Below are 24,958 nucleotides of genomic sequence, written 5' to 3'. Positions count from 1 at the left end.
CGATGAGGAGCACTGGACACGGCGGGGCCAGCACCTTGGCGGCACCGCCGGGCCCCGGGCAGCTTGCCGGGCTGCCCCGGGTGCCGCTACGGCACTACGGCCGGTGGGTCTCGGCAGCCGTCGTGGTCGTGCTGGTCGCACTTCTGGTGCGGGCCTTCGCCCAGGGCAGCATCGAATGGTCGGTCGTAGGCCGCTACCTGACCGCCTCGGCGATCCTGCACGGTCTGGCCAACACCGTCATCATCACCCTCTGTTCCATGGCGTTGGCCATCGTCCTGGGTGTGCTGGTCGCGGTGATGCGGATGTCGGCGAACCCGGTGACCAGGACCATTGCCTTCGGCTACATCTGGCTGTTCCGCGGTATTCCGGTGCTGCTGCAGTTGCTGATCTGGTACAACCTGGCGCTGGTCTTCCCCACGGTCGGCTTCGGGCCGTTCGAGGCCCGCATGATCGACGTGATGACGCCGTTCATGGCCGCCCTGCTCGGCCTCGGCATCAACATGAGCGCCTACACCGCGGAGTTGGTCCGCGCCGGCATCCTCTCGGTCGACAAGGGCCAGATCGAGGCGGCCCAGGCGATCAGCCTGACCCCGAACCAGATCCGGCGCCGAATCGTGTTGCCGCAGGCCATGCGGGTCATCCTGCCGCCCCTGGGCAACGAGTTCATCAGCACGCTGAAGATGTCGTCGCTCGCCGCCGTCATCACGTACGGCGAGATGCTGGAGACCGTCGAGTTCATCTACTACTCCAACAACCGGATCATCGAACTGCTGATCGTCGCCGCGATCTGGTACCTGGCGGTGGTCTCCGTGCTCAGCGTCATCCAGCACTTCGTCGAGCGCCGGTTCGGCCGGGGCTTCCACGCCCTGCCGAACCGTAAGGCCCGGTCACTCGGGCGCCGGTTGAAGGGAGCCCCGCAGCAGTGAGCCAGCCACCACCGACAGACGGCACGACCCCGGTCGTCCGCGCGGTCGACCTGCAGAAGTCGTTCGGACCGGTACACGTGCTGCGCGGAGTGTCCCTGCAGGTGCGCGCCGGCGAGGTGCTGTGCGTGATGGGCCCGTCCGGCTCCGGCAAGTCCACCTTCCTTCGCTGCATCAACCAGTTGGAACGCCTCGACGGCGGCGAGCTGTGGCTGCGCGAGGACCTGGTCGGCTACCGACTGCGCGGCGGCAGACTCCACGAGCTGACCGAACGCGAAATCGCACGGCAGCGGCGCGGCATCGGCATGGTCTTCCAGCGGTTCAACCTCTTCCCGCACATGACCGCGCTCGGCAACGTCCTTGAGGGGCCGATACGGGCGTTGGGGCACAACCGGGCCGCCGCCGAGACCGCCGCCCGCCGGCTGCTCGACCGGGTCGGCCTGTCCGACAAGTACGACGCCTACCCGGCCCAACTCAGTGGCGGCCAGCAACAGCGGGTCGCGATCGCTCGGGCACTCGCGATGGAGCCTTACCTGATGCTCTTCGACGAGCCGACCTCGGCGCTGGACCCGGAACTGGTCGGCGAGGTGCTCGACGTGATGAAGTCGCTGGCCGCCGACGGCATGACGATGATCGTGGTCACCCACGAGGTGGGCTTCGCCCGCGAGGTCGGCGACACGCTCGTGTTCATGGACGAAGGCGTCGTGGTCGAGTCAGGTCCGCCCGGCATCGTCCTCGGCGCCCCGCAGCACCCGCGCACCCAGGAATTCCTCTCCCGCGTCCTCGGCTGAGAGCACCCGTACCCCACCTCCGAGAGGTCCGCAATGCCACGTTCGCACCAATCGCGCAAGTTCGACCTGTGGGGAGTCCCCTTCGACGGGGGATCCACCCTGGGCTGGCCGGGTTCCCGGTACGCCCCCGGCCGGATCCGCGACGCGCTGCGCTGGATCACCCAACGCATCGAGGACGGCGCCATCTACTCGCTGGAGACCGACTCCGTCCACGAGGTCGGCGACGACCTGCTGCGCGACCGCGGCGACGTCGACGTCGTCGGGCACGACATCGAGGCCACACTGGACGCCTGCTCCGCCTCGGTCGCCGAGTCGCTGCGCGACGGCCGTACCCCGATCGTGATCGGGGGCGACGACTCGGTGCTGTTCCCGGTCGCTCGCGGCGTGCACGACGCCTTGCCCGGCCGGATCGGAGTGATCCACTTCGACGCCCACCTTGATCTACTGGATCACAACCGGTTCCAGGGACGGCTCAGCCAGTCCAGCGGCATGCGCCGCAGCCTCGAACTCGGCCGGCTCAACGCCGACGACTGCATCCAGGTGGCCGTACGGCACTTCAACTTCCCGTCCTCGGCCCAGTTCAAGCGAAAGAGCGGCCTGCCCCACATCACCGCCCGCGAGTTCCAGGCCCTCGGCCCGGTCTCCGCCGTCGAACAGATCCTCGACCGCGTCTCCGGCGCCGACCACATCTTCCTGTCCTTCGACATCGACGCGATCGACCCGGCGTTCGCGCCCGGCGCCGGCGCCCACGAGCCTGGCGGCCTCACCTCCGGCGAGGCCCTCGAAGCGGTCCGACTGCTCGCCCCGCACTGCGACGCGCTGGCCGTCACCGAGGTCAACCCGCTTACCGACGACCGCACCTCGACGACCGCCACCCTCGCCGCCTACCTGCTGTTCCACTTCGCGGTCTTCGGCTCCGGGGCGGACCGCCGATGACGTACCAGGGCTTCCGGGGTACCGGAGTACGACTGACCGAGGAGCAACTGCCGCACCTGCAGGCGCACCGCACTGAGCTGCTCGGCGACTCACTGCCAGCGATCCACGCCTTCGACAAGGCACACGCGGTCATGCTCACCGAGCGCGGGTTGCTCGAGCCGGCGGCCGGGCGAGCCATCCTCACCGCGCTGCGGGGCATGGAGGCCGAGGCCGACGGAGTCGCCGCGGCGCGCATCGAAGCCGGCGGTGGCATGCACTCCGGCGAGCAGTACCTGATCCGTGCGATCGGCGCCGACCTCGGCGGGCGGCTGCACCTCGGTCGCAGCTCCGGCGACCTGATCGAGGTGGCCCGCCGGATGACGATCCGCTGGCACCTGCACGCGATGCTGCCGGCTTTGGCCGACCTGCGCGCCGTGCTGCTCGGCCTCGCCGACACGTACCGGGAGGCGGTGATGCCCGGCTACACCCACGGCCAGCACGCCCAGCCGACCACCTTCGCGCACTGGGCCACCATGTTCGAGCGCGCCTTCGCCCGCGACACCGAGCGGCTGCTCAGCCTGCACGGCCGGCTCAACCTCTCACCGGCCGGCGCGGCCATCCTGACCGGCAGCGACCTGCCACTCGACCGGCACCGGGTCGCCGACCTGCTCGGCTTCGACGCCCCGCTGCCGCACACCATGGACGCGATCCTCAGCCACGACCTGGAGATGGAGGTGGCCGCCGTGCTGGCCACGGCCGGCGCCACGCTGGCCCGGCTCGCCGACGACCTCTACCTCTGGTCCACCTCCGAATTCGGGTACGTCGAGCTGCCCGACAGGTTCTGCGGCACCAGCAGCATCATGCCGCAGAAGAAGAACCCCGACGCGCTGGAGGACGTCAAGTCGGTGGCCACCCAGGCGCTCGCGGCGCTGATCGGCGTGATCACCGCCGAACGTGGTCCGACCGGCTTCCCGATCATGGAGCGGCGCTACTCGCAGCAGGCGATCTGGTCCATGTGCGCGGCGATCACCGCCAAGGTCGGTGACACCACCCAGATCCTCACCGACCTTCGACTCGACGAGCCGCGCATGGCCGCCCGAGCCGGCGCCCACTGGGCCCAGGTCACCGACGTCGCGTCTGCCCTCGTCCGCTACACCGGCCTGGACTGGCGGCACGCCCACCAGGTCGTCGGTGTGTTCGTCCGGCTCGGCGTCGAACGTGGACTCGCCGCTCCCGCGGCGACGCTCGCTCTGCTCGACGAGGCCGCCGGGCAACTTCTCAATCGACCCAGCGGACTCACCGCGGAGCAGTTCGCCGACGCCATGGACGCCCGCGCCTTCGTCGCTCGGCGCACCTTGTACGGCGGACCGGCCCCGGACGCCGTACGCCGGGAGAACGCCGAGTTCGCCGACCGGCTCGCGGCCGACCGCACCCGGATCGACGGGCTGCGCCGCCAGGTCAGCGGTGCCGAGGTGGCCCTGGAAACCGCGATCGACACGATCCTCGCCACCGGCGGGACCCAGCACCGAGGGGACTGAGGCCAGATGAGCGCGACTGCGGTCACCCCGACCACGGCACCGACTGCCGCCGCGGCTACCCGCCAGGCCACCCGGCGGGAGTACCTGATGTGCCCGCCGACCTACTTCGACGTCGTGTACGCGATCAACCCGTGGATGGACCCCGGCGTGTCCGTGGACCGAGACCTCGCCCAGCGGCAGTGGGCCGAGCTACGCGACACGTATCGCCGGCTCGGACATACCGTGCAGCTGGCCGACCCGCAGCCCGGGCTGGTCGACATGGTCTTCGCCGCCAACTGCGCCCTGGTCGTCGACGGAAAGATCTACGGTGCCCGGTTCCGCGAGCCGGTACGGCAACCCGAAGCGCCCGCCTACCGAGCCTGGTTCGCCGCCGCAGGGTTCGGCGGTGTTCTCCTGCCGCGCTACGTCAACGAGGGGGAGGGAGACTTCGCCGTGGTCCGCGACATCGTCCTCGCCGGGGCGGGCTTCCGCACCGAACCAGCCGCCCATGGCGAGGCGCAGGAGTTCCTCGGCCGGCCGGTCGTCTCACTGCGGCTGGCCGACCCGCGCTTCTACCACCTCGACACCGCCCTGTTCGTTCTGGACGACGACACCATCGCCTACTATCCGCCAGCGTTCACCCTGGGCAGCCAGCGGACGCTGGCCCGGCTCTTCCCGAACGCGATCGTGGCCAGCGAAGCCGACGCCCTCGTTCTGGGCCTCAACTCGGTGTCCGACGGCGCGAACGTCGTGGTCGCCCAAGCCGCGACCGGCCTCATCGACCAGCTCGCCGCACGCGGCTACCAGCCGGTGCCGGTCGGCCTCTCCGAGTTGGCGAAGGCCGGAGGCGGTGCCAAGTGCTGCACCCTGGAGATCCGCCGATGAACCGTACTGCCGCTGCCATCAAGATCGAGCAGGATGTGCTCGCCCACAATTACCACCCGCTGTCGGTGGTGGTCGAGCGCGCCGAAGGTTCCTGGATCACGGACGTGGACGGGAAGCGGTACCTCGACTGCCTCGCCGGCTACTCCGCACTGAACTTCGGCCACGGGCATCCGGCGCTGCTCGCCGCTGCCCGGGCTCAACTCGAGCGGGCCACCCTGACCAGCCGCGCCTTCCACAACGATCGGCTCGGTCCGTTCGCCGCCAAACTCGCCGACCTCTGCGGCATGCATCTGGTGCTGCCAATGAACACCGGCGCCGAGGCCGTCGAGACCGGCATCAAGGTCGCCCGGCGGTGGGCGTACCAGGTCAAGGGCGTGCCCGCCGACGACGCCGAGATCGTCGTGGCGGCGGGCAACTTCCACGGCCGGACCACCACTGTCGTCAGCTTTTCCACCGACCAGCAGGCCCGAACCGGTTTCGGCCCGTTCACCCCCGGCTTCACCGTGGTTCCCTATGACGACCTCGACGCCCTCGATGCGGCCGTGGGTGAACGGACCGCCGCGGTACTCGTCGAACCGATCCAGGGCGAGGCCGGCGTCGTCGTGCCGTCCGACGGCTACCTCGCCGGCATCCGGCGGATCTGCGACGACCGTCGCGCCCTGTTCGTCGCCGACGAGATCCAGTCCGGACTGGGCCGGGTCGGCGCGACGTTCGCCTGCGAACTCGCCGGCGTACGCCCCGACATCTACCTGCTCGGAAAGGCGCTCGGCGGCGGCGTCGTCCCCGTCTCCGCGGTGGTGTCCAGCCGCGACGTGCTCGGGCTGATCCGGCCCGGTGAACACGGCAGCACCTTCGGTGGCAATCCGCTGGCCGCGGCGGTGGGCTCGGCCGTCGTCGACCTGCTCGCCACCGGCAAGTACCAGGCCGCCGCCCGCCGGATCGGCGACGTGCTGCACCGCGGACTGCGGGACCTGATCGGTCACGGCGTCACCGCCGTACGCGGCGTCGGCGCCTGGGCCGGCGTCGACATCGACCCGGCGATCGGCAGCGGCCGGCAGATCTGTGACGCACTGGCCGAGCGTGGCGTACTGGTCAAGGACACCCATGGCAGCACCATCCGGTTCGCCCCTCCCCTGGTCACCACCGACGACGAGATCCGCTGGGCACTGGACCGACTGCGGGAGGTCCTCGCCGTTCGGCAAAGCACTGTCTAGCCGTAGGGACGGCTGATCCCGTGGCCTGCGGACCTGACCCGCGCTCGGCCGCGTCGCCTGGCCTACGACTTCGCGGTGGGCACCCTCATGGCCCGAGTCGGCCAGCTCGTCCCACACCGACCACAGACTGATGCAACAGGAGTAGAACACATGACAGATCTCCCGCCCGAGTCGCTTGTCGGCAAGACTGTCGCCGTCCTGGGTGGTACCGGACCGCAAGGCCGTGGCTTGGCCCGACGATTCGCAGCCGCCGGGCTGACGGTCGTCATCGGCAGCCGCGACCCAGAGCGGGCCGCCGACACCGCCACCGAGCTGGCTGGGGCGACGGGCGGCCTCGTGTCCGGCATGGACAACACCGGCGCGGCCGCTGCCGGGGACATCGTCGTGATCGCCGTTCCCTGGCAGGGGCACGCGGACCTGCTGAAAGGACTGGCGCCCAGCCTGGCTGGCAAGGTAGTGGTCGACTGCGTCAACCCGCTCGGCTTCGACAAGCAGGGTGCCTACGCGCTTGCCGTCGAGGAGGGATCAGCGGCCCAGCAGGCGCAGGCGCTACTGCCGAACAGCACCGTGGTCGGCGCATTCCACAACGTGAGCGCAGTCAAGCTCGACGACTCCGAGACCGCCTCGGTCGACACCGACGTCCTGGTGCTGGCAGACGTGCGGGAGGCGGCCGACCTGGTGCGGGATCTCGCCAGCTGCATCCCCGGCGTACGCGGCGTGTACGGGGGCCGACTGCGCAACGCACACCAGGTCGAGGCACTCACCGCCAATCTCATCAGCGTGAACCGCCGGTACAAGGCGCACGCAGGGATCCGGATCACCGACATCTGACACGCCCACTCCGAACTGACCATGATGGGGCCCACCGTGCCATGACCAACGCGTGGCTGATCGTCGTTCCAGCCAAACCGTTCCACCAAGCGGAGACCGCTGCCGCGAACCGCGCACAGACCAGTGCGGCCAACTGGCGCGGGCCATGCTGAGTGACGTCGTGCGGAGCCTTTCACAGGTAACCCAGGTCGGCTTGACAGCCACGCCCGCCGCCTAACTACCCGGCCTTGCGGCTAGGGCACGAATCGCCCCTACGTTGGCTGTATCACCAGGCTGTGGAGCGAGGGATCACCCGGGCGCCAACCGGCGACCCGTACCGCGACGTAGCGGGCTGCGCCAGTGAGCAGCGCCGAATCGCGCCCGGCGGGCAGCCGCACCGCATGGGTATAGGTGATCCCGTCGATGCTAGTCGCTACGTCTACGGTTGGTGAGCGATCGCCGGTCCAGTCCAGCTCGATACTCCCGAGCGCCTGCTGCTGGCCGAGGTCGACGACCATCCGCCCGTCCACCCCTGGCGTCCAAGCGGTGTCCGATTGGCCATCCACGGCCGCGCCGGGATCGGACATCCCCGGCGGCAGCGGACTGGTCGGGAAGGTGACTCGGCCGAGCGCCAGGTTGGTGAGCGGGTACGCCGGCGCCTCCGGCAGCACGATGTCACGTGGCTGGGTGTCAACGACCACGACCGTGTCGCCCGGTGCGGCCGGCGAGCTTACGCTCACCTGGCAGGTCGGGCCACTGAGCCGGAGGCGTTGCCCGTCGATCACCTCGGCGTGCAGGCCCACCGGCAGCTCGCCCTCGCCGACGGTCCGCATCGTGAACCGTGGCGCGAGCACCTCAGCGCTCGACGCCTTGAGGACGGCGGCGTAGTCGGTGCCTGTCGCGGTGATGGTCTGCGTCCCCGCGTACAGCTGGACGCTCGTCCGCGACTGCGGCAACGAGACGGTTGCGGTGGCGGCGGAGCCCGATAGGTTGAACAGGCTCAGCTGGCCCTCCGCGGTGCTGGCACGTACCGATGCCTGCGATGTTGTCGGTGCGGGCTGCGCGGCCACCGCCTGCGTCTGCCCGGGATCGAGCCGGGGGTAGCCCTCCACGAGCAGCGGTGCGGCGGGTCCGTCGGACAGGGTGATGACGTTGCCGGTGACGGTGATCGGATTGGCCGAGCCCCGCACCACCAGGCTGGCGCGGCCGTCGATATCGAGCCAACCGCCGGTGCTCGACAGGTTCGGCTGCGGATACGTGGCGATGTCGCGCCAGGTGACGCCGTCGTCGGAGACCTGCACGCGATAACGGCGCCCGGAGGCGGCTTCCCAGTAGATGACCACCCGATCGAACGTGCGGGGCCCGCCGAGGTCGACGGCGAGCCAACTGGCGGCGCGCGGCCGGTCAGCGCGGGACACCGCCCAGCGTGTGGTCATGGTGCCGTCGGTGGCGAGGGCGGCGCCGCGCCCCGTGTCAGCGGATGACGCGGTGGTGGGCTTACCGAGCGTCAGGTTCGGGCCGGCCGCGCCGTTGCGCACCTCGAATTCGAAGATCGAGTAGCCATAGGTCGGATGGGGTTCGACACCGAGCATCCGAACCCACTGCGCGGTCGTGGTGGGGAAGGTGACCGTGTCGACGCGGGCAACCCCCGGTGGTGGAGTCGCACCGCCCGAATCCTGCGACGCGACGGTGACCGTTCCTTCTGCGGCGGTGTAGGTCCGGCTGCCGTCCAGGCCGGGGACGCCGGGCATGGTGAGGTTGTAGACCTCGAGGTGCCCCTCCCCGGCCGCGACCCCACTCGTGGCATAGACGACCGAACCGCCGGGCAGCGTGGCAAACCCGGCCCAGCCGGTGTCGAAGCCGAGCACCGTCGCGCTGCCGTCGAACCCGTCGCGCAACGCGGTATACGGTGCGACGCTGCGCTTGCGAACGGTGCCTGCGGTGCTGGGCAGGAACATCGGGGTGGCACCGCTGATCAGGAACAACCAGTCGTCGTGGGCGGGCTGCCAGGCGAACTTGACATAGCCGGCTCTGCTGACCGCACCGGCCCAACTGTTCTTCGACTGGTGCGACAGGAGGCCGGGGCCGGCGCCGAAGTCGATGACGCCACTGGCCGCCGCGAACACGTCGTCCTTGCTGAGCGGGACAACCGGTTCGCCGCTGCGCGCCCGCCACTCGTGTAGCAGGTAGCTGATAGCCACCTCGGCCCGCGCCTCTGGTTCGTACTTCGGCTCTCCGGAGAACTTGGTGATGCGATACTGCGGCGGATACTGCTGGTAGGCCTCGAACCGGTCGGCCATCGCCGATTCCGCCCAGGCGGCGCTCCGGTCGCCGAGCACCTGGGCGAGGAACGCGAGCGGGATGACATCGCGGCCGTAGAGGTGTTCGCGGTCGTTCACCATCGGCATCAGCGGCTCGCCGGCGTCACTCATCACCGACAGGATGCTGCGCCACAGCCGATCACCGTTGGGTTGCGCTCGCATCACCTCGGGTATCGGCTGTCCGGCAATCATGAAATGTATGCAGTTGCGCGCAGAGGTCCGCCACAGCTCGCACTGGTAGTGCGGGCCGAACGAGCCATGGTTCTCGACCACGAACGTGTCGTACAGGTTCCGCGCGGTGTTCGCCGACACGGCGACACCGTCGATGATCGTCGGATTCGCGAGGTCGGCAACCGGAAGGCCGGTCTGGTTCCGGCTCCACTGGCCGAATCGGGTGCGCCAGGCCGCGGCGTCCGGAGCGTTCGGTGCCCAGGCGAGGCCGGGTGCGAGGGATTGCGCGTAGACGCCCATCTCCTCCAGCTTGGTATCGCCGATCCAGCCGCCGGCGAGCCCGTTCGTCGTCCATCCCGGCGACCGCGGGTCGTCGCCGGTGCCGAGGGACGCCGTGTACGTCGCCTGCAACTGGGCGAGCTGGTCCAGGTTGGCCCGGGTGGTCGCGTCGAGGTCGTTCCAGAGCAGCCGGCCGGCGAGTTGGAAGTACAGCTCGAATGTGCTGTCGAAGTAGAGGGTCTTGCCCCACTCGGTGCCACCGACCAGCCGGTTCGACGCGGCGAAGTGCGACAGCGTCGCCACGGTGTGCGCCTTCAGAGTCTCGGCGTCGATGCCCGCCAGCGCCTCGTCAAACGTGCCACGCGTCAGCACCAGCGCGTTGCCGAGAACCACGGCGAAGGAGAAGTTCGCGGTGCGGTAGTGCCCGGCGGCCTCGTCCCACTGCGTCTCAGCCCAGCGGGTATGCCGCAACAACACACGGTGGTAGGTCTGCGCCACCGCATCGTCAGCGAGGAGTTCCGGTTCCGGGCCGGACGGCGCGACCGACACGGCAGCGAGCGCACCGACAGTGGCAGCCATCTGAAGGAACCTGCGGCGGCTGACCCGAGGGTGGATGGGAAGCGAGCCTGACGCCGACGTCATAGGGCATTTTTGTGTGTATCCATCCGACGTGTCAAGGTCCGTCCTCACGCAACCGTGCCCTGGTCGCCCGCTACCACAGACCCCTGAAATGTCAGGCCACGCGGCGCTTGGGGCGTCGCTCACCTTTGTGACGCGCCGATCGACCTGGGCGCCGTAGTTCCTGCTGAACTCCACAATCCATTCGGTGAGCGCGGGCCCGGTGAGTCCAGCAGGAGCGAGGTAGTCCACCACGCCCTGTCGGTGGGCCTGGTAGGCACTCAGAGGCAGGCACTCATTGAGAAGAGCATGCTGGTCTGCTGGTTAAGTGGTACGGCGAGTGCGGAAACCGGAGCCCGCCGGGATGCGCACAAAAGGGGCAATGGGTGCCCGCCGGAGGGCGGAACAAAACCGGCCTACCGCCGGACGTTCGCCTATGCTCACTCGTATTTCCTACAACTGCCGAGCGGTGGAGAGGGGGAGCCATGTCGCACTGGACGGACTGGTTGGAACGGGGGTCCTGGTTGGCGGCGATAGCAGGTACGCTAGTCGCCGTCTTCGTGGCCGTGCAGGCGTCGAACACCTTTCGGATGAAGGCGACGCTGGATATGGCGAGGCCCTTTGTCCGCGCGTTGGCGCTCTCCCTGGACAAGCCAGAAATCCTGGCGGCATACGAATCCGAGTGTACGACCGCCGGGGACATCCTGCGCAAGAAGACGCGCCGCTGGCTCGTTGGGGCAGGATTGGCATTTGCCTTACTGGCAACGGGGGTCGGCGGGACCCAACTTCTCCCTAAGCTCCCTAAGCTTCATAATCGCACCGAGATACGATTCTCCGTCGGCGACGCGGCACAGCAGGAATGCGAGACCACGGGTCTCGACTGGGCAACGAGTACTACATGTACCAACCACTGGTTCCTTGACTCGTCGCGACAGAGGATTCAGGCACAGGCCACCCTCTCAGGTCCGGCACGCCAGAGAGATCTGAGCATCGTCGTTGATGGCTGCTCGGGCCGCGCGCAGGTCCGGTGGGAGCTTCTCGCTGATGGCGAAGCTCTCGGCAACGGCATGGCTGGTTCTGGGAGCCAGGAACAAGAACTGAACGTACCTAAGGGCAAGTCATCGCTCACCATTCGAGCCGAGCGGATCGATGATAATTCGTGCTCCGCAGAGCTCGTCGTCGAGGCCGTCCAGTGGCCCTAGGGCGCGCTTCGGAAGTGGGGCTCGAGCAGGGTTGATCACATGCTGTAGCGCAGAAGTAGGTTGGTCGTTATTTGTCTGCCTGACTAGCAGCCGTCGCGCTCGACCGGCCCGCGAGGGACCGATTCGCTCGGGCCCTGGCGGACATCGCCGCTGTCGACCCGTCCCGGCGGGCACACCAGCCCGGACGACCCGGAGATCACCGCCCGGTGCGCCCGCCGCAACATGTTTGAACAACCGGAAATTCTTACCGAGGAGCTGCGGAGGTTCGCTCGCTTGATCCGTTGACCCTGTGCCGTGCCACAACTGGTTCGCAGGGGTTGTGAACTGCGGCTTTGTCTGCCGCAGCACTGGTCACCGGCATCGGACGGCGGCAACGCCGCCACTCTCATCTGTCGGCCGCGTTCGCCTCCTGGGATGCCACGCTGCCGATGGCGTCGACGCGGCCCCACCGTCCAGGGATGTCGAGCAGTTCGATGCGACCGAACCGTTCGGGCAGTGCCGGCGCGACCACCAGATCATCGCCGTAGGGCTCGAGGCCGAGCAGCGTGCGTATCAGCAGCAGGGGCGCTGCGGTGGCCAGGGCCTGTGGGCTGTTCGCCGCGGGTTCCTGGACGGGGTGCCGGGTCAACTCGCGGTCGTAGCCGCCGAAGGCTTCCGGAAGTCGACCCTGGAAGTGCCGGGACGCGTCGATGATTCCCTCGGCGATCTGCCCGGCTTCCTGATGGAATCCGTAGCGGCGTAGCCCCCAGGCGATGAAGGCGTTGTCGAATGGCCAGACAGTGCCGACGTGGTAGCCGAGTGGGTTGTACTGCCCCTCCCCCAGCGCGAGGGTGCGTACGCCCCAGCCGGAGAAGAGGCGGGGGCCGAGCAGGTGTTCGGCGATCTTCGGTGCCCGGGATTCGTCGACGATGCCGCTCCACAGTAGGTGGCCGATGTTGGAGGAGAGGGCGTCGACCTGGCGGCCGTCGCCGTCGAGGGCGAGTGCGTAGTACTCGCCGTCGGAGACCCAGAAGTCGCGGTTGAAGCGTTCCTTGAGGTCGGCGGCTTCCCGTTCGAGGCGGTCGGCGTACGCGGGGTCGTGCCAGAACTCGCGGGCCAGCCTGGCGCCGCGGATCTTGGCGTCGTACGCGTAGCCCTGCAGCTCACAGGTCGCCCGGGGCAGGCTGGGCAGCCGCCCGTCCCGGAACGAGATGGCCGTCGGGGATTCCTTCCAGCACTGGTTCTCCAGCCCGGTCCGCTCGTTGCGGCGCTGGTACCAGACGTAGCCGTCGCCCATGATGTCGCCGTACTCGTCGATCCAGTGCAGCGCCGCGCGCGCCTCGTCCTCGAATTCGCGCACCACCGCGGCGTTCCCCGTCCACCGCTCGTACTCGTCGAGCAGGATGACGTAGAGCGGGGTGCTGTCGGCGGCGCCGAAGTAGGGCGATGTGGGATGTTCTTCAAACGCGGTCAGCTCGCCGTAGCGGAACTCGCGCAGGATCTTGCCCGGCTCCTCGTCGCGGAAGTCGTCGAGCACGCTGCCCTGGTCGATGCCGAGGATCCGCAGGGTGTTGACGGCCATGTCCGGTGTGAACGGCAGGACCTGCAGGCTGGTGAGGATGGGGTCGCGGCCGGTGAGGGTGGCGTTCCACGGCAGGCCCGCCGCGGGCAGCGGCTCGGCCGGTAGCGCCAGCGGCGAGAACCGCAGCGCGGCAAGGTCGACCAGACTGCGCTGGTAGGTCCGCTCCAGTGGCTTCCAGTCGCAGCGCAGCTGCGGAGCCTTGTCGAGCCACTGCCGCAGGTCGTGTTGGAGCCTTGCCGTGTCGCGTTGCTGGCGGGAGGGAGTCAGGTGTTCTCGCATGTCCTGACCGTCGGGATTCAGCAGCAGCCCCCGGACATGCAGCATGGTGGTCCACTGCCCGTGGGGTTCGATCCGGATGTGGTAGGTCAGCCCCTGTTCGTCGACCTGCGCCGGCTCGGTCGTGGAGATCAACGTCTCTAGCCGGAACTTCTCCCGCACGTAGCCGAGGTGCAGGCGACCGTTCTCGACGCGTTGGTAGAGCCGGCCGGCCGGCGTGCGTTCTTGTCTGACCATGAACAAGGAGCTGAAGTCAGAGCCAGCGTCCACCCGGACGGTGAACTCGGCCGGTCCCCCGGAATGGTTGAGCACTGTCAACCGCTCCTCGAAGCTGCCGGCCACCGCCCGTTCGCGGATCACCGAGACCTTGGCGTCGACGTAGTGTGTCGGGGCCCCGGGCACCAGGAAGAACCGCGCCTCGAAGTACGACGGGTCGTCCGTCGCCAGTGTGCTCACCCGTTCCCCGTTGATGGTCAGTCGCCACAGCGAGAGGAACCGGGTGTCGAATGAGAAGTAGCCGGTCGGGACGTGGGGCGTCGCCTCTATGTCGCCGCTGCCGTCGCTCAACACGAAGATGTTGCCGTCCAGGATTCTGACGAGATCGGTTTTCATCCCTGCCTCCCCCGGCCCCGGGCGGCGATCCGCGGGTGACGCGCGTTGGGCGGCGGCGCGAAGAGCCGCTCCAGCAAGCTGACGAGCCGGATTTGTCCTTTGAACGTTATGTCGTTCCTCAGCCACGCCGGGTGCGGTTTGGCTTCGCCGCGGACCATCCGGTCGAAGAAGGCGTCGTCGGAGCGGATGACGGTGTCGGCGGCGCGGTTCTGCTGTGACACCCGGACGACGCCGCCGCGGATCTCCACGAACCAGTGGTCGACCTCGTGGTCACGCTCGAGGTCGAACCGTATGGTGCCGTTCGTCTTCTTCAGCAGGCGTTCGTGGCCGTGTCGTTCGAGCGCCTCGAAGAACTTCCTGGTCGCCTCCGACATGGCACCACCCCCAAAGAAATCCGCCGGACCACGAGCAGCATCATTCGTATCAGGGTGGGTCGGCCTCACCCGGAACGGATGAACCTGGACTGCGGCCGCGAGCGGCGCGGGGAAATCACCCGATCCGGGTGATGCGGCAGGGCCTCGCTCCGGGTCAGGGTGGGTACGCGGCTCATCCGGGCTCGGCACGCAGCGGAGGGAGGCGGACATGTCGAATCCCACCACGAGCTTCTTCCAATCCCTCGCCCGTCGCGGGCACGAAACCCTCCTCGAGGACGCCACCGGGACCATACGGTTCGACCTCACCCACGAGCAGGGCGTCGACCGCTGGTTCGTGGCCATCGAACGGGGCCATATCAGCGTCTCTCGGGATGGAGGCAAGGCCGACTGTGTCTTCCATGGCAGCCGGGCGATCTTCGACCGGATCTTGGCTGGCCAGTCACAGATGTACCCGTCATGGCTGCGCAACGAAGTCACCACGGAGGGTGACCAACGGCTGGCCCGCCTCTTCGTTCGGCTCATGCCGGCGCCGCCCGAAGCCCATCACCCTCGGGATTTCGGCCGCGAACGGAGACGTGCGGCATGAGCGACGGCCTCGTCCGGCTGCTGGACGGCAACACGTTCGTCGTCAGTGAGGAGACGGGCGACATCGACGCGTCCCCCACCATCCCGACCGGGTTCTTCTCGTTCGACACCCGATTCCTGTCGAAATGGATCCTGTCCATCAACGACGAGCGGGTCAACGCGCTCACCGTCGAGGAGGTCGAGTACTTCGAGAGCCGCATGGTCGTCGTCCCGACCCTCCCCGCTCCACTCGTCGACATCGGTGTTTCGGCCATTCGCGACCGCTCCATCGGCGGCAGCTTCACGGAGCAACTGACCGTGATCAACCACGAACCCAAGCCCGTCGACCTGCGGATCCGGATCGACGTCGACAGCGACTTCGCCGACCTCTTCGAGATCAAGGACGTGCGGAACAAGCGCGGGACGTACTACACCCAGGTCGACGGCGGGCGCCTACGTCTCGGCTACCAGCGGGAAGGGTTCTGCCGGGAAACCCTGGTCTCGTCCACCGTGCCGGCCCGAGTCGACGAACAGGGGCTGACATACCGCGTTCGACTCGAACCGCACGGTCAATGGACCACCAACCTGCACGTGCAGGCGCTGGGCCTGGGCGGGCGCGACCTTCGGGAGAGCCTGGAGGGCAGACCCGGTCGATCCCGAGCGCAGATCCGGCAGGACCTGGCCGACTGGCTCGCGCAGGCACCCCGCCTCACCTGCGACTCCCCCACGTTGGGAATGACCTACCGACGCAGCCTGGCCGACCTCTCCGCGCTGCTTTACGCACCGCTGACCGGCGGCGGGCACGCCATCCCCGCCGCCGGCCTACCATGGTTCATGGCGATCTTCGGCCGGGACAGCATCCTCACCAGCATCCAGGCACTGCCGTTCGCGCCCGACCTCGCCGCCACGACGCTACACCAGCTCATCGTGCGACAGGGGGCCGTCCTGCACGACTTCCGCGAGGAGGAGCCCGGGAAGATCCTCCACGAGCTGCGGTACGGGGAGACGACCGCATTCGAGGAGCAGCCACACTCGCCGTACTACGGTAGCGCCGACTCCACTCCTCTCTTCGTCATCCTGCTCGACGAGTACGAGCGGTGGACCGGCGACGCCACCCTGGTCCGGTCTCTCGAACGTGCCGGGAGAGCCGCCCTGCACTGGATCGACGAGTACGGCGACATCATGGGCGACGGCTACGTCTGGTACCAGCGCCGCAACGAGCGGACCGGGCTGGATAACCAGTGCTGGAAGGACTCCTGGGACTCCATCTCGTTCCGGGACGGGCGGCTGCCCAGCCTGCCCCGGGCGACCTGTGAGCTGCAGGGCTACGCGTACGACGCCAAGATCCGCGGCGCCAGGCTGGCCCGCGAGTTCTGGCACGACCCCGCGTACGCCGACCGCCTCGAACGGGAAGCCGCCGACCTCAAGGAACGCTTCAACCGCGACTTCTGGGTCTCCGACGGCGAGTACTACGCACTCGCCCTCGACGGCGACGGCCGCCAGGTCGACGCCCTCTCCTCCAACATCGGCCACCTACTGTGGAGCGGCATCGTCGACGAATCCCGGGCACCGAAGATCGCCGAACACCTGCTCGGCCCCCGCCTCTTCTCCGGCTGGGGCGTACGCACCCTCGCGCTGGGGGAGGGACGCTACAACCCGATCGGCTACCACGTCGGCACCGTGTGGCCGTTCGACAACTCCTTCATCGCCTGGGGGCTGCGCCGCTACGGATTCCACCAGGAAGCCGGGCAGATCGCCGAGGGAATCATCGACGCCGCGGAACACTTCGACGGGCGGCTCCCCGAGGCGTTCGGCGGATACGAGCGGACGCTGACCAGATATCCCGTGCTGTACCCCACGGCGTGCAGCCCACAGGCGTGGTCCACGGGAACTCCCCTGTTGCTGCTGCGGACCATGCTCGGCATGGAGCCACGCGGCGAGCACCTGGTGGCCAGACCGGCCGTGCCCCCGGGCATGGGCCGGATCGAACTGCTCGACATCCCCGGGCGGTGGGGCAGGGCGGGTGCCCTCGGACGCGCCCACCCGGAGCGACGCTGACCCGGGCTCGGGTCTGAGACGTAACCGGCGTCCGGGGTGTACACGCCATCGAGCGAGTGTTCTGCGTCCTTCACGCGGCGCCCAGCCCGCGCAAGCTCAAGGGCGATCGACGAACCGATCACACCTGCCCCGATCACGACCACATCGGTACTCGCATGTCGTCCTCTCTCATAGCGCACGGCAGGTCCTGAGGTAGCTGAGGAACGAGGCCTGCAGGCCGGTCACGTGCGTTTCGCGCAGGACCGCGCTGGTGACGGCTCCGCCGCGGGCGGTCAGGCGGTGCAGGACGGTGGCCGTGTTCTTCGCGAGGGTCTGGTAGACGGCCAGGTCTCCGAGAAGCTCTCGGTCGTTTACGGTCAGGTGAAGCTTGGCGGTAGGCAGGTTGTCGCCCATCTTTTCGAGCTGGGCGAAGACCTGACTGTCTTCACTGGCAACGCCGGGACTGCCTGCTCCGATGCTCTCGAAGAGCGTATTGCCGGTGAGCCAGGCATAGAGACTGAAGAGTCCGCCGTAGGAGTAGCCGAAGAGGCCGTGACCGCTCATGGCTGTGCCGTAGTCGTGTTCGATCCGCGGGTGCAGTTCCGCAGTAAGGAAGCTCAGGAACGCGTCGGCGCGGGAGGCGCGTAGCTCGGCGAGATAGGCATCGGCTTCCTCGCGTGTCATCGCGCCCATTTGGAGTGCCATTTCCACGGCATCGACGAATTCCTTGGCGATGGGCTCGCCGGGTGGCACGAGGTCTCTGTTGCGCAGCCGTTCCCAGTGCCGGGCTTCCTCGCCCGCGTAGCCGACGCTGACTTGGATGTAGGGCTGGATCCGCTGCATGGGGTCCCGCTGGGTGACGATGAGCGGAGCCGTCATGCCCACGGCCCAGTTGCCGTCGAGCACGTACACGACAGGCGCTCGCGTCGTGGCGGGGTCGTAGCCCGGTGGCGTGGTGACCCAGACGCCGTAGTCGTGCCCTCCGCTGGAACGCGTCTCGAAATAGTCTGTGTCGGCGAGGCAGCCCTGCCACATGGCGCTCATCGCAGGTCCTTCACAACGCGTCCGGCCTGGACGACGACGATGGCGTTGGACGGGTCGGCGAAAACCGTCGGATCTTCGAGCGGGTCGCCCTTCCAGAGCACAAGGTCTGCTTGCATGCCGGGAGCGATGCCCCCCACCTCGCTGGACAGGCCGAGGATCTCGGCATTGGTCTTCGTGGCCGCCACGAGAGCTTCCATCGGTGTCTCAAGTTCCGCGCGCAATCTGAGCTCCTCGCCTCGACGGTTCTGAGCCGGACCGATGAGATCGGAACCCAGCCCGATCCGCACTCCGGCCTCCTTGGCGACAGCGAGCGCCTCGGTCATCCGCTCACGAACACCCATCACACGATCGCGGGTCGATTCGTCGAGGCCCGCTCCAGCGGTGTCGTGCAGCAGTTGCTCGACGACGGCGAACGTGGGCACGAGGGCGACCTCGCGAGCGTCGATCAGGCCGGGCGTCATCGTCAGCCCCTCGGCATCGAGGTGCTCGCCGTGTGCGCTGGAGGCACCAAGCCGGGCGATATGCCCGTCTTCGATGCTGACGTCGACGTTGACGGGGTCGCGACCCGACCCGTCGACGACCGCCGCGCCGACTACCTGAAAACTTCCCACCAGTCGTCCCCTCCGTCGTTGCGAGCCGACTGAGACCATGCGTGAAGCACCACGACACCGCAGTCGTTCTTTTCCAATGGATAAACTGTGGGAGTGATCCTGTCAAGCACGGAACGCAAAGGCGACGCACGCGAGCGTCTCTTGGCCCGGCTTCTCGACGCCTACGAGGAGGCGCTTCCCTCACCGGAGGTGTCGCTCCGTGAGATCGCCGCCAGGACCCAGACCAGCCACGCCCTCCTGCGGTACCACTTCGGGTCGCTCTCGGGTGTCTTGGCGGCCATGCTCAAGGCACAGCGATCTCGTGACAACGAGGCGCTTTTCGAGGCCGCCCAGCAAGGCAGCTTCGACGACCTCGTCGTGGCGATCTGGCGGGCCTACACTCGGCCGGAGCAGCTGTCGCGGGTCCGTGGCTTCTTCCACGTCGTAGGACTGGCCGCGCACAGCCCGGAGGACTTTCGTGAGTTCATCGACTCGCTCGATGACCTGACCAAGATGCTGGCCTCGCTGGCGGAACGCGAAGGGCTCGACGCCAAGGAAGCGCTGACTTTGGCCACCGTCACCATTGCCGCGATGCGTGGCCTGCTCTTGCAGGAGGTTCTGACACCAACAGCCCACTCCGAGGACGCGGTGACCTTGATCCTGCACCTGAAAGACGGTCGGGCAACCAGATAGTAGCCTTCCGTTACGGCGAGGAGCGTCGATGCCGAGTGCTCGACAAATAGATCATCTCCGCCATGATCGCGTTATGTGCGCAACTGCAACTGGCGGGGGGAGGCAGGTGCAGGCCCCGCCGGGGCTACCCCGCCCGGAGGGTGAGCAGGGTGATCTCGCTCGGTGCGAAGATGCGAAATGGCGGACCCCAGAAACCGGTCCCCCGACTCGTGTAGAGCTGGGTCCGGCCGTGCCGGCTGAGGCCCTGCACGACCGGCTGGTCGAGCCGGACCAGGTAGTGGAACGGCCACATCTGGCCGCCGTGGGTGTGCCCGGACAGCTGCAGGTCGACGCCGGCCGCCACCGCGTCGCCGATCTGCTTGGGCTGGTGAGCCAGCAGCAGCACGGGCAGCCGCGAGTCGGTGCCGGCGAGCGCTGCGGCGTGGTCGGCCCGGTGACCGGCCACACCGGACGAGGCGGCGGTCACGTCGTCCACCCCGGCGACGACGAGCCGGGCGCCGTCCCGCTCCACCACGAGGTGCCGGTTGTGCAGCGGCTCCCAGCCGAGGTCCCGCATGTGCTCGACCCAGCCCTGCGCCTCGCCGTAGTACTCGTGGTTGCCCGTCACATAGACCCGGGCCAGCCGGGCCCGGACGGCGCCCAGCGGCGCGGCCTGCGCCCGGCGCTGGTCGACCGTACCGTCGGCGATGTCGCCGGTGTGGCAGACGATGTCGGCGGCCAACCCGTTGACCACCTCGATGGTCCGGGCGGACCAGCGGGTCCGCTCGATCGGGCCGTAGTGGGTGTCCGTCAGCAGCACCACCCGGACCCCGTCGAGACCGGCGCCGAGCCGGTCGACGGTGACGTCCACCCGCCGGACCCGGGGCACCCGCATCGCCTCGGCGTACCCCCAGACGGCCAGGACGACCGAGACGACCGCCGCACCGACCGCCACAGCCCGGGACCGCAGCGGATCGGCGACACCCGCGGCGGCCAGCGGAAGCCGGGCCACGTTGCCGAGCAGCGCCCAGACGAACAGGATCCAGACCAGGCCGAGGAGCGTGTCCCCGGCGCGGGCCGCCGCGTCCAGCCGCCGGCGGCCGTGCCCGAGATACATCAGGACGGGGAACGCGACAAGCGCGACGACGAACACTGCCGTGCCGGCGGCCACCACCGGCGCCCGCGGGGTAGCGGGGGCCGAGCTCGGCGAGGCGTTCACCCCGCGTCGACGCGGCCCTGACGAGGTCCGGGCGGGGTGCCCGACGCGGGCTTCATGACAAGCGCGGCAACGATCACCTCAGCCGCCCGTCCCACCGGGGTCGATGATCGCCCTGAGGCCGAGGGCGTACAGATCAGCGGGGACACCCTCGGGGTCGATGAGGTGCTGGAGGGCGACACCGACGTCCAGCGCGGCCATCAGGGCCGCCAGTTGCCCGGCCGGAATCGGCGAGTCGCCACCGATCCGCTCGGCGATCCGCTCGGCGTTGTGTTCGCGTACGGCCCGGAGCCACTGCGCCATGGCCTCACGGGCCGCCGGGGTTCGCATGCTGTGCAGCCAGAACTCGACGAGTGCCATGGCGAACCTGCGAGTCTCCGGCAGGGAGATGACGGACTCGTAGATGTCGGCCGGCCAGTCGACCGCGGAGGAAACGCCAGGGTCGACGGCGGGGCCGGCATCGGCGATCTGATCCTCGGCGTAACGGCGTTCGAGGATCGCCGCCAACAGACCGTTCTTCCCGTCGAAGTTGGCGTAGATCGCACCCTTGGTCAGCCCTGCCTCAGCCGCCACCTCCTCGAGTGAGGTCTGGTGGATCCCCCGCTCGGCGAACAGCGTCTCCGCTGCGTCGAGCAGGCGCTGGCGGGTCCGCTGCTGTTGTTGCGCCCGGGTCAGTCGCTCACCCATGCCGCGATCCTCGCACACCACCACGGTGCTTGACATCCCCGACGGTATCCAGATACTCAACGGTATGCATAAATCGGCCGGCGTCCAGGGGGCCTGATGTTGCTCCAGATCGATCACTTGACCAAGGTCTACCCGCGTGGGGTGCGCGCCAACGACGACCTCTCACTACAGGTGGGCGAAGGAGAGGTGCTCGGCCTGCTCGGGCACAACGGAGCCGGGAAGACAACCCTGCTCAACCAGGTAGCCGGCCTGGTCCAGCCGACACAGGGCACGATCAGGCTCGACGGCCGCGACCCCGTGGCCGACCCGGCGTACGCGCGACGCGCCTGCTCCCTGCAGCTACAGGCTCAGGCGCCGCTGACCGGGGTCACCCCGAGGCAGGCCATCGAGATCCTCGGCCGGATCCGCGGCGGCAGCCGCCAGCGGGTACGCGAACGCACCGAGCAGTTGCTCGCCGCCCTCGACATCGAGGAGTGGGCCAACACGCCGGGTGAGAAGCTGTCCGGCGGCATCCGCCGGCTGACCGCGTTCTGCATGGCGGTGGTCGAGCCGGGTCGTCTGGTCATGCTCGACGAGCCCACCAACGACGTCGACCCGGTGCGCCGCCGGTTGATGTGGCAGCAGGTCCGCAAGCTCGCCACCGACGGCTGCGCCGTCATCATCGTCACGCACAACGTGACCGAGGCCGAGCGCAGCGTCGACCGCATCGTCGTGCTCGACCACGGGCACGTCGCCGCCACCGGCACGCCGGCCGAACTGCGCCGGCAGGCCTCCAGCGATCTCCGGCTGGAGCTGACGCTGACGCCGGGCGTCGTCTCGCCCGAACCGCCGTCCTGGGCCGGCCTCGCGAACGTGACCGACCAGCGCATGGTCATCTCCATCGCCTCGGCCGACGCCCCGCAGGCGATCGCGTGGGCGCAACAGCTCCACGCCACCGAGGCCATCGCGCAGTTCGTTCTGAACCCGATCAGCCTCGAAGACATCTACGTCGGGCTGACCAACACCTCCGAGGAGGACCACGATGCGGTGGCTGCGTAGCTACCTGCTGCTCCTGCGCTGGCACGCGATCCGGCTCAAGTTCATGCTCCCGCTGATGCTCATCATCCAGACGCTGCTGGCGGTCGGCATCGTGGTCGGCTTCTCCTTCCTCATGCCCACGGTCGGCAAGGGCACGGCCCTGTACCTGGCGACGGGGGCTCCCACCCTCGGCCTGATCACCGTCGGCATGGTGCTCGCCCCTCAATTGATCGCGCAGAGCAAGACAGAGGGAACGTTCGAGTACAACCGCACGCTTCCGGTGCCCCGGACGGCGATCCTGGCCGCGGACGTCACCACCTGGCTCCTGACGTCCCTGCCCGGCCTGGCCCTGGCCCTGCTCACCGCCACGCTGCGGTTCGACCTCGACCTCAACGTCAGCCCACTCGTCGTTCCGGCGATCCTGCTCGTCGCGCTGACCGCCACCGGCCTCGGCTACGCCGTCGCCTACGCGGTGCCGCCCGCCGTCGCCAGCCTGATATCTCAGGTGATCGTCTTCATCGCCCTGATGTTCTCCCCGATCAACTTCCCGGCCGACCGGTTGCCGGGCTGGCTCCAGGCCGTGCACGAGGTGCTGCCCTTCCAGTACATGGCCGACGCGGTGCGCGACACCCTCGCCACCGGCGCGGACGGAGTCAGGGCGCTTCCGTTCACCGTTCTCGCCGTCTGGTGCGTGGCCGGTCTGGCGCTCACGCTGCGGGTCATGACCCGCAGAAGCTGAGCCCCGTGCGAGGAGCCGGGCTTGGGTGGTGGGGTGCATGGGCGTCCTGGCGGGCGCCGCACCCCCTCACTCACACCTCTTCGAGCAGGCCCTGCCTGATGGCCATCGCCGCGGCCAACGTACGGTTCGAGCAGTTCAGCTTCGTCAGAATGCTCGCCACCAGACGCTTCACCCCATGCTGACTGATCAGCATCCGACGAGCGATCTGCTTGTTACTCAACCCCTCGGCCAGCAACACCAACGTCTCACGCTCCCGCGGCGTCAACCGCACCACATCATGCCGCTCCCGCGCCACCGCACCACGAGCCCGCTCCAACAACCGATTCGCCAGAACACCCGGCATAGGCACCTCACCAACGACCATCCGGTCCAATGCCTGCGCCAACGCATCCTTCGTCACATCATCCTGAATCAGAAAACCGTTACTCGGAAGACGCATCACAGTGTCGAGACACGCCGCACCACGGCCGATCAGAAGCAGAATCTTCGCACCCTGACCCCGCGCCGCCTCCACGACCCCGTCCAGACTTTCCGCACCAAGGTCGTCACACGCCACGATCAGTAAGTCGAAGAGGCGGTCGCAGGGCACACGATCTGGGTGCGCCGCCACAATCGCATTGACCTTGATCGGTGCCTCTAGTGAGGCGAGCATGTTGGCGAGGCCACGACGCCGCAGCTCGTTGTCAGCGACAACGAGCACGGTGTGGCCGCGTTCGCCCTGCTCAAACGGGTTATCTGATTGATCCACGTCGATCGGTCCCTTCGCCGCGGCACCCGTGAGGAAAGAGGTGTTTCTTGCCTGTGACAGGGTACGCCAAGAATCCACAAGGGATCAATTCCCATGCGAGTAGATTCCCAGGCGGCCGGATTGGCCGGTGATGCCGGCCGGCACCGCCGCAGCTCCTGAATAGCGAGGTCGGGCCGGGTCCGGGAGCCGACAGCTGGAGCCGCCGGAGACAATGGCACCGAAGGCGCCGGCGGACGGCGCATGCGGGAAAGTCGCGGTACCCGGAAGGTAGCGCGCGCCCACGGCCATCTGCCGGGGCACCGGCCAACGCCGGCCAACTCCGGCCGCGCCGAGCCCCGGTTCGGGGCGCGCCTTACCCACGCCGCCATCTGTGATCTTGCCTATACTGGATCGATGGCCGAGAAACCGCCTGCCCCGGGTTCGACGAGCCGAGAGGTCGTGATCTCGCTGCCGTTCACGGGCTTGTGGTTGGCGCGCAACAGCCCGGCCCGGCGGGTGCCGAGTCACGGGAGCGACCTGCTGGGCGAGCGCTACGCCATCGACTTCATCGGCGTGGACGAGCACCGCCGGACCGCGGACCGCCGCGACTGGCGGACCTTCCTCGCCACCGAACCGCCGGAGCGGTTCTACGCCTTCGGCCGCCCGCTCCTGGCCCCGGCCGACGGCACCGTCGTCGACGTACACGACGGCGAGATCGATCATGCCGGTCGGCGGTCGCAGCTGAGCCTTGTTCCCTATGCGTTGGGCCAGATGGGGCGGCTCCGGCAGGGAGTAGGCGCGGTTGCCGGCAACTATCTGATCATTGCCCTGCGCGACAGCGACGCGTTCCTTGCCCTCGCACACCTGCGGGCCGGCTCGGTTCGGGTAGCGGTCGGCGACACGGTGACGACGGGGCAACCGGTCGCGGACTGCGGCAACTCCGGCAACTCGACCCAGCCCCACGTGCACGTGCAGGTCATGGACAGCGCGGACCTGTCCGTTGCCCGGGGCGTCCCGATGGCCTTCCGCCGTTTCCGGGAACGGCCCCACGGCACCCGACAGTTCCAGATCAGGGAGTCCGGCATTCCGGCCGAGGAGGCGGTGGTCGAACCGCTGCCGTTCTGACGCCGGAGACCGATCGCTCCCCCGCGCGCCGTGGCACCCGGCGGTCCGGGCGCCACGGCGGGGGAATCACC

General features: G+C 68.5%; 21 protein-coding genes and 1 pseudogene. 14 read left to right on the top strand and 8 right to left on the bottom strand.

All coding sequences use genetic code 11. The annotated features are described in order from the left end of the window. Nucleotides 1-2 precede the first annotated feature (2 nt). The 7 genes from JD77_RS15340 (at nt 3) to npdG (ending at nt 7,076) form a co-directional block, all read left to right on the top strand. Nucleotides 3-926, top strand: coding sequence for an amino acid ABC transporter permease (locus JD77_RS15340; protein WP_145775009.1), 924 nt, complete (start codon nt 3-5; stop codon nt 924-926). Continuing rightward, the gene (locus JD77_RS15335) at nt 923-1,714 is read left to right on the top strand and encodes an amino acid ABC transporter ATP-binding protein (RefSeq protein ID WP_145775008.1); all 792 of its coding nucleotides are present in this window, start codon (nt 923-925) and stop codon (nt 1,712-1,714) included. Before JD77_RS15340 ends, JD77_RS15335 begins: the two co-directional genes overlap by 4 nt. Before the next feature lie 33 nt (nt 1,715-1,747). Beyond that, on the top strand, nt 1,748-2,650 hold the full coding sequence (locus JD77_RS15330) for an arginase family protein (protein WP_145775007.1): 903 nt from the start codon (nt 1,748-1,750) through the stop codon (nt 2,648-2,650). Continuing rightward, nucleotides 2,647-4,167 (top strand): argininosuccinate lyase, encoded by a 1,521-nt coding sequence (argH, locus tag JD77_RS15325; RefSeq protein WP_145775006.1) that lies wholly within the window; start codon nt 2,647-2,649, stop codon nt 4,165-4,167. The genes JD77_RS15330 and argH overlap by 4 nt, the downstream gene beginning before the upstream one ends. Before the next feature lie 6 nt (nt 4,168-4,173). Further along, entirely contained in the window at nt 4,174-5,031 is an 858-nt protein-coding gene (ddaH, locus tag JD77_RS15320; protein ID WP_211372574.1) for a dimethylargininase, read from the top strand. After that, on the top strand, nt 5,028-6,245 hold the full coding sequence (gene rocD, locus JD77_RS15315; RefSeq protein ID WP_145775005.1) for an ornithine--oxo-acid transaminase: 1,218 nt from the start codon (nt 5,028-5,030) through the stop codon (nt 6,243-6,245). The genes ddaH and rocD overlap by 4 nt, the downstream gene beginning before the upstream one ends. Nucleotides 6,246-6,395: 150 nt before the next feature. Next, nucleotides 6,396-7,076: an NADPH-dependent F420 reductase gene (npdG, locus tag JD77_RS15310; protein ID WP_145775004.1), complete on the top strand. Its 681-nt coding sequence runs from the start codon at nt 6,396-6,398 to the stop codon at nt 7,074-7,076. A 251-nt stretch (nt 7,077-7,327) separates the two neighbouring features. On the opposite strand, the gene JD77_RS15305 is transcribed toward npdG, so the two are convergent. Next, entirely contained in the window at nt 7,328-10,468 is a 3,141-nt protein-coding gene (locus JD77_RS15305; RefSeq protein WP_145775003.1) for a discoidin domain-containing protein, read from the bottom strand. A gap of 536 nt (nt 10,469-11,004) precedes the next feature. On the opposite strand from JD77_RS15305, the gene JD77_RS15300 reads away from it, so the two are divergent. After that, nucleotides 11,005-11,646, top strand: a complete 642-nt coding sequence (locus tag JD77_RS15300) for a hypothetical protein (RefSeq protein WP_170286452.1) — start codon at nt 11,005-11,007, stop codon at nt 11,644-11,646. Between the two features lie 385 nt (nt 11,647-12,031). On the opposite strand, the gene JD77_RS15295 is transcribed toward JD77_RS15300, so the two are convergent. Both JD77_RS15295 and JD77_RS32100 read right to left on the bottom strand, forming a co-directional pair. Further along, nucleotides 12,032-14,095 carry an amylo-alpha-1,6-glucosidase gene (locus JD77_RS15295; RefSeq protein WP_145775001.1) on the bottom strand — a complete coding sequence of 688 codons (2,064 nt, stop codon included), beginning with the start codon at nt 14,093-14,095 and terminating at the stop codon, nt 12,032-12,034. Next, nucleotides 14,092-14,469, bottom strand: coding sequence for an SCP2 sterol-binding domain-containing protein (locus JD77_RS32100; protein WP_170286451.1), 378 nt, complete (start codon nt 14,467-14,469; stop codon nt 14,092-14,094). Before JD77_RS32100 ends, JD77_RS15295 begins: the two co-directional genes overlap by 4 nt. 208 nt (nt 14,470-14,677) lie before the next feature. On the opposite strand from JD77_RS32100, the gene JD77_RS15285 reads away from it, so the two are divergent. Together JD77_RS15285 and JD77_RS15280 are read left to right on the top strand one after the other, a co-directional pair. Next, nucleotides 14,678-15,055: an SCP2 sterol-binding domain-containing protein gene (locus JD77_RS15285; RefSeq protein WP_145774999.1), complete on the top strand. Its 378-nt coding sequence runs from the start codon at nt 14,678-14,680 to the stop codon at nt 15,053-15,055. After that, a complete protein-coding gene (locus JD77_RS15280; RefSeq protein WP_145774998.1) occupies nt 15,052-17,091 on the top strand; it encodes an amylo-alpha-1,6-glucosidase in 2,040 nt (679 codons plus the stop codon). The genes JD77_RS15285 and JD77_RS15280 overlap by 4 nt, the downstream gene beginning before the upstream one ends. A gap of 168 nt (nt 17,092-17,259) precedes the next feature. On the opposite strand, the gene JD77_RS15270 is transcribed toward JD77_RS15280, so the two are convergent. Both JD77_RS15270 and JD77_RS15265 read right to left on the bottom strand, forming a co-directional pair. Next, nucleotides 17,260-18,114, bottom strand: coding sequence for an alpha/beta hydrolase (locus JD77_RS15270; protein ID WP_145774997.1), 855 nt, complete (start codon nt 18,112-18,114; stop codon nt 17,260-17,262). Then, nucleotides 18,111-18,725, bottom strand: coding sequence for an amidohydrolase family protein (locus JD77_RS15265; protein ID WP_145774996.1), 615 nt, complete (start codon nt 18,723-18,725; stop codon nt 18,111-18,113). The genes JD77_RS15270 and JD77_RS15265 overlap by 4 nt, the downstream gene beginning before the upstream one ends. Nucleotides 18,726-18,812: 87 nt before the next feature. Here JD77_RS15265 and JD77_RS15260 point away from each other — a divergent pair, with 87 nt between their 5' ends. Further along, on the top strand, nt 18,813-19,397 hold the full coding sequence (locus tag JD77_RS15260; RefSeq protein ID WP_246140681.1) for a TetR/AcrR family transcriptional regulator: 585 nt from the start codon (nt 18,813-18,815) through the stop codon (nt 19,395-19,397). Nucleotides 19,398-19,521: 124 nt separating this feature from the next. Here the strand turns inward: JD77_RS15260 and JD77_RS15255 are convergent. Then, nucleotides 19,522-20,556: pseudogene (locus JD77_RS15255) on the bottom strand (metallophosphoesterase); the annotation flags it as partial. Between the two features lie 117 nt (nt 20,557-20,673). Beyond that, nucleotides 20,674-21,279: a TetR/AcrR family transcriptional regulator gene (locus tag JD77_RS15250; RefSeq protein WP_145774995.1), complete on the bottom strand. Its 606-nt coding sequence runs from the start codon at nt 21,277-21,279 to the stop codon at nt 20,674-20,676. A gap of 99 nt (nt 21,280-21,378) precedes the next feature. On the opposite strand from JD77_RS15250, the gene JD77_RS15245 reads away from it, so the two are divergent. Both JD77_RS15245 and JD77_RS15240 read left to right on the top strand, forming a co-directional pair. After that, a complete protein-coding gene (locus tag JD77_RS15245; protein ID WP_145777598.1) occupies nt 21,379-22,317 on the top strand; it encodes an ATP-binding cassette domain-containing protein in 939 nt (312 codons plus the stop codon). Next, complete coding sequence (locus JD77_RS15240; RefSeq protein ID WP_145774994.1) at nt 22,301-23,035, top strand: ABC transporter permease; 735 nt, start codon at nt 22,301-22,303, stop codon at nt 23,033-23,035. The genes JD77_RS15245 and JD77_RS15240 overlap by 17 nt, the downstream gene beginning before the upstream one ends. Nucleotides 23,036-23,105: 70 nt before the next feature. On the opposite strand, the gene JD77_RS15235 is transcribed toward JD77_RS15240, so the two are convergent. Further along, nucleotides 23,106-23,783, bottom strand: a complete 678-nt coding sequence (locus JD77_RS15235) for a response regulator transcription factor (protein WP_145774993.1) — start codon at nt 23,781-23,783, stop codon at nt 23,106-23,108. A gap of 393 nt (nt 23,784-24,176) precedes the next feature. Between JD77_RS15235 and JD77_RS15230 the strand changes: the two genes are divergently transcribed. Then, entirely contained in the window at nt 24,177-24,887 is a 711-nt protein-coding gene (locus tag JD77_RS15230) for a M23 family metallopeptidase (RefSeq protein ID WP_145774992.1), read from the top strand. The last annotated feature ends 71 nt before the right edge of the window (nt 24,888-24,958 follow it).

Origin of the sequence: Micromonospora olivasterospora (genome assembly GCF_007830265.1) — a bacterium.
Lineage (GTDB): Bacteria > Actinomycetota > Actinomycetes > Mycobacteriales > Micromonosporaceae > Micromonospora > Micromonospora olivasterospora.
Note: the sequence above shows the minus strand (reverse complement) of the source record. Positions and strands in the feature narration are given on the sequence as shown.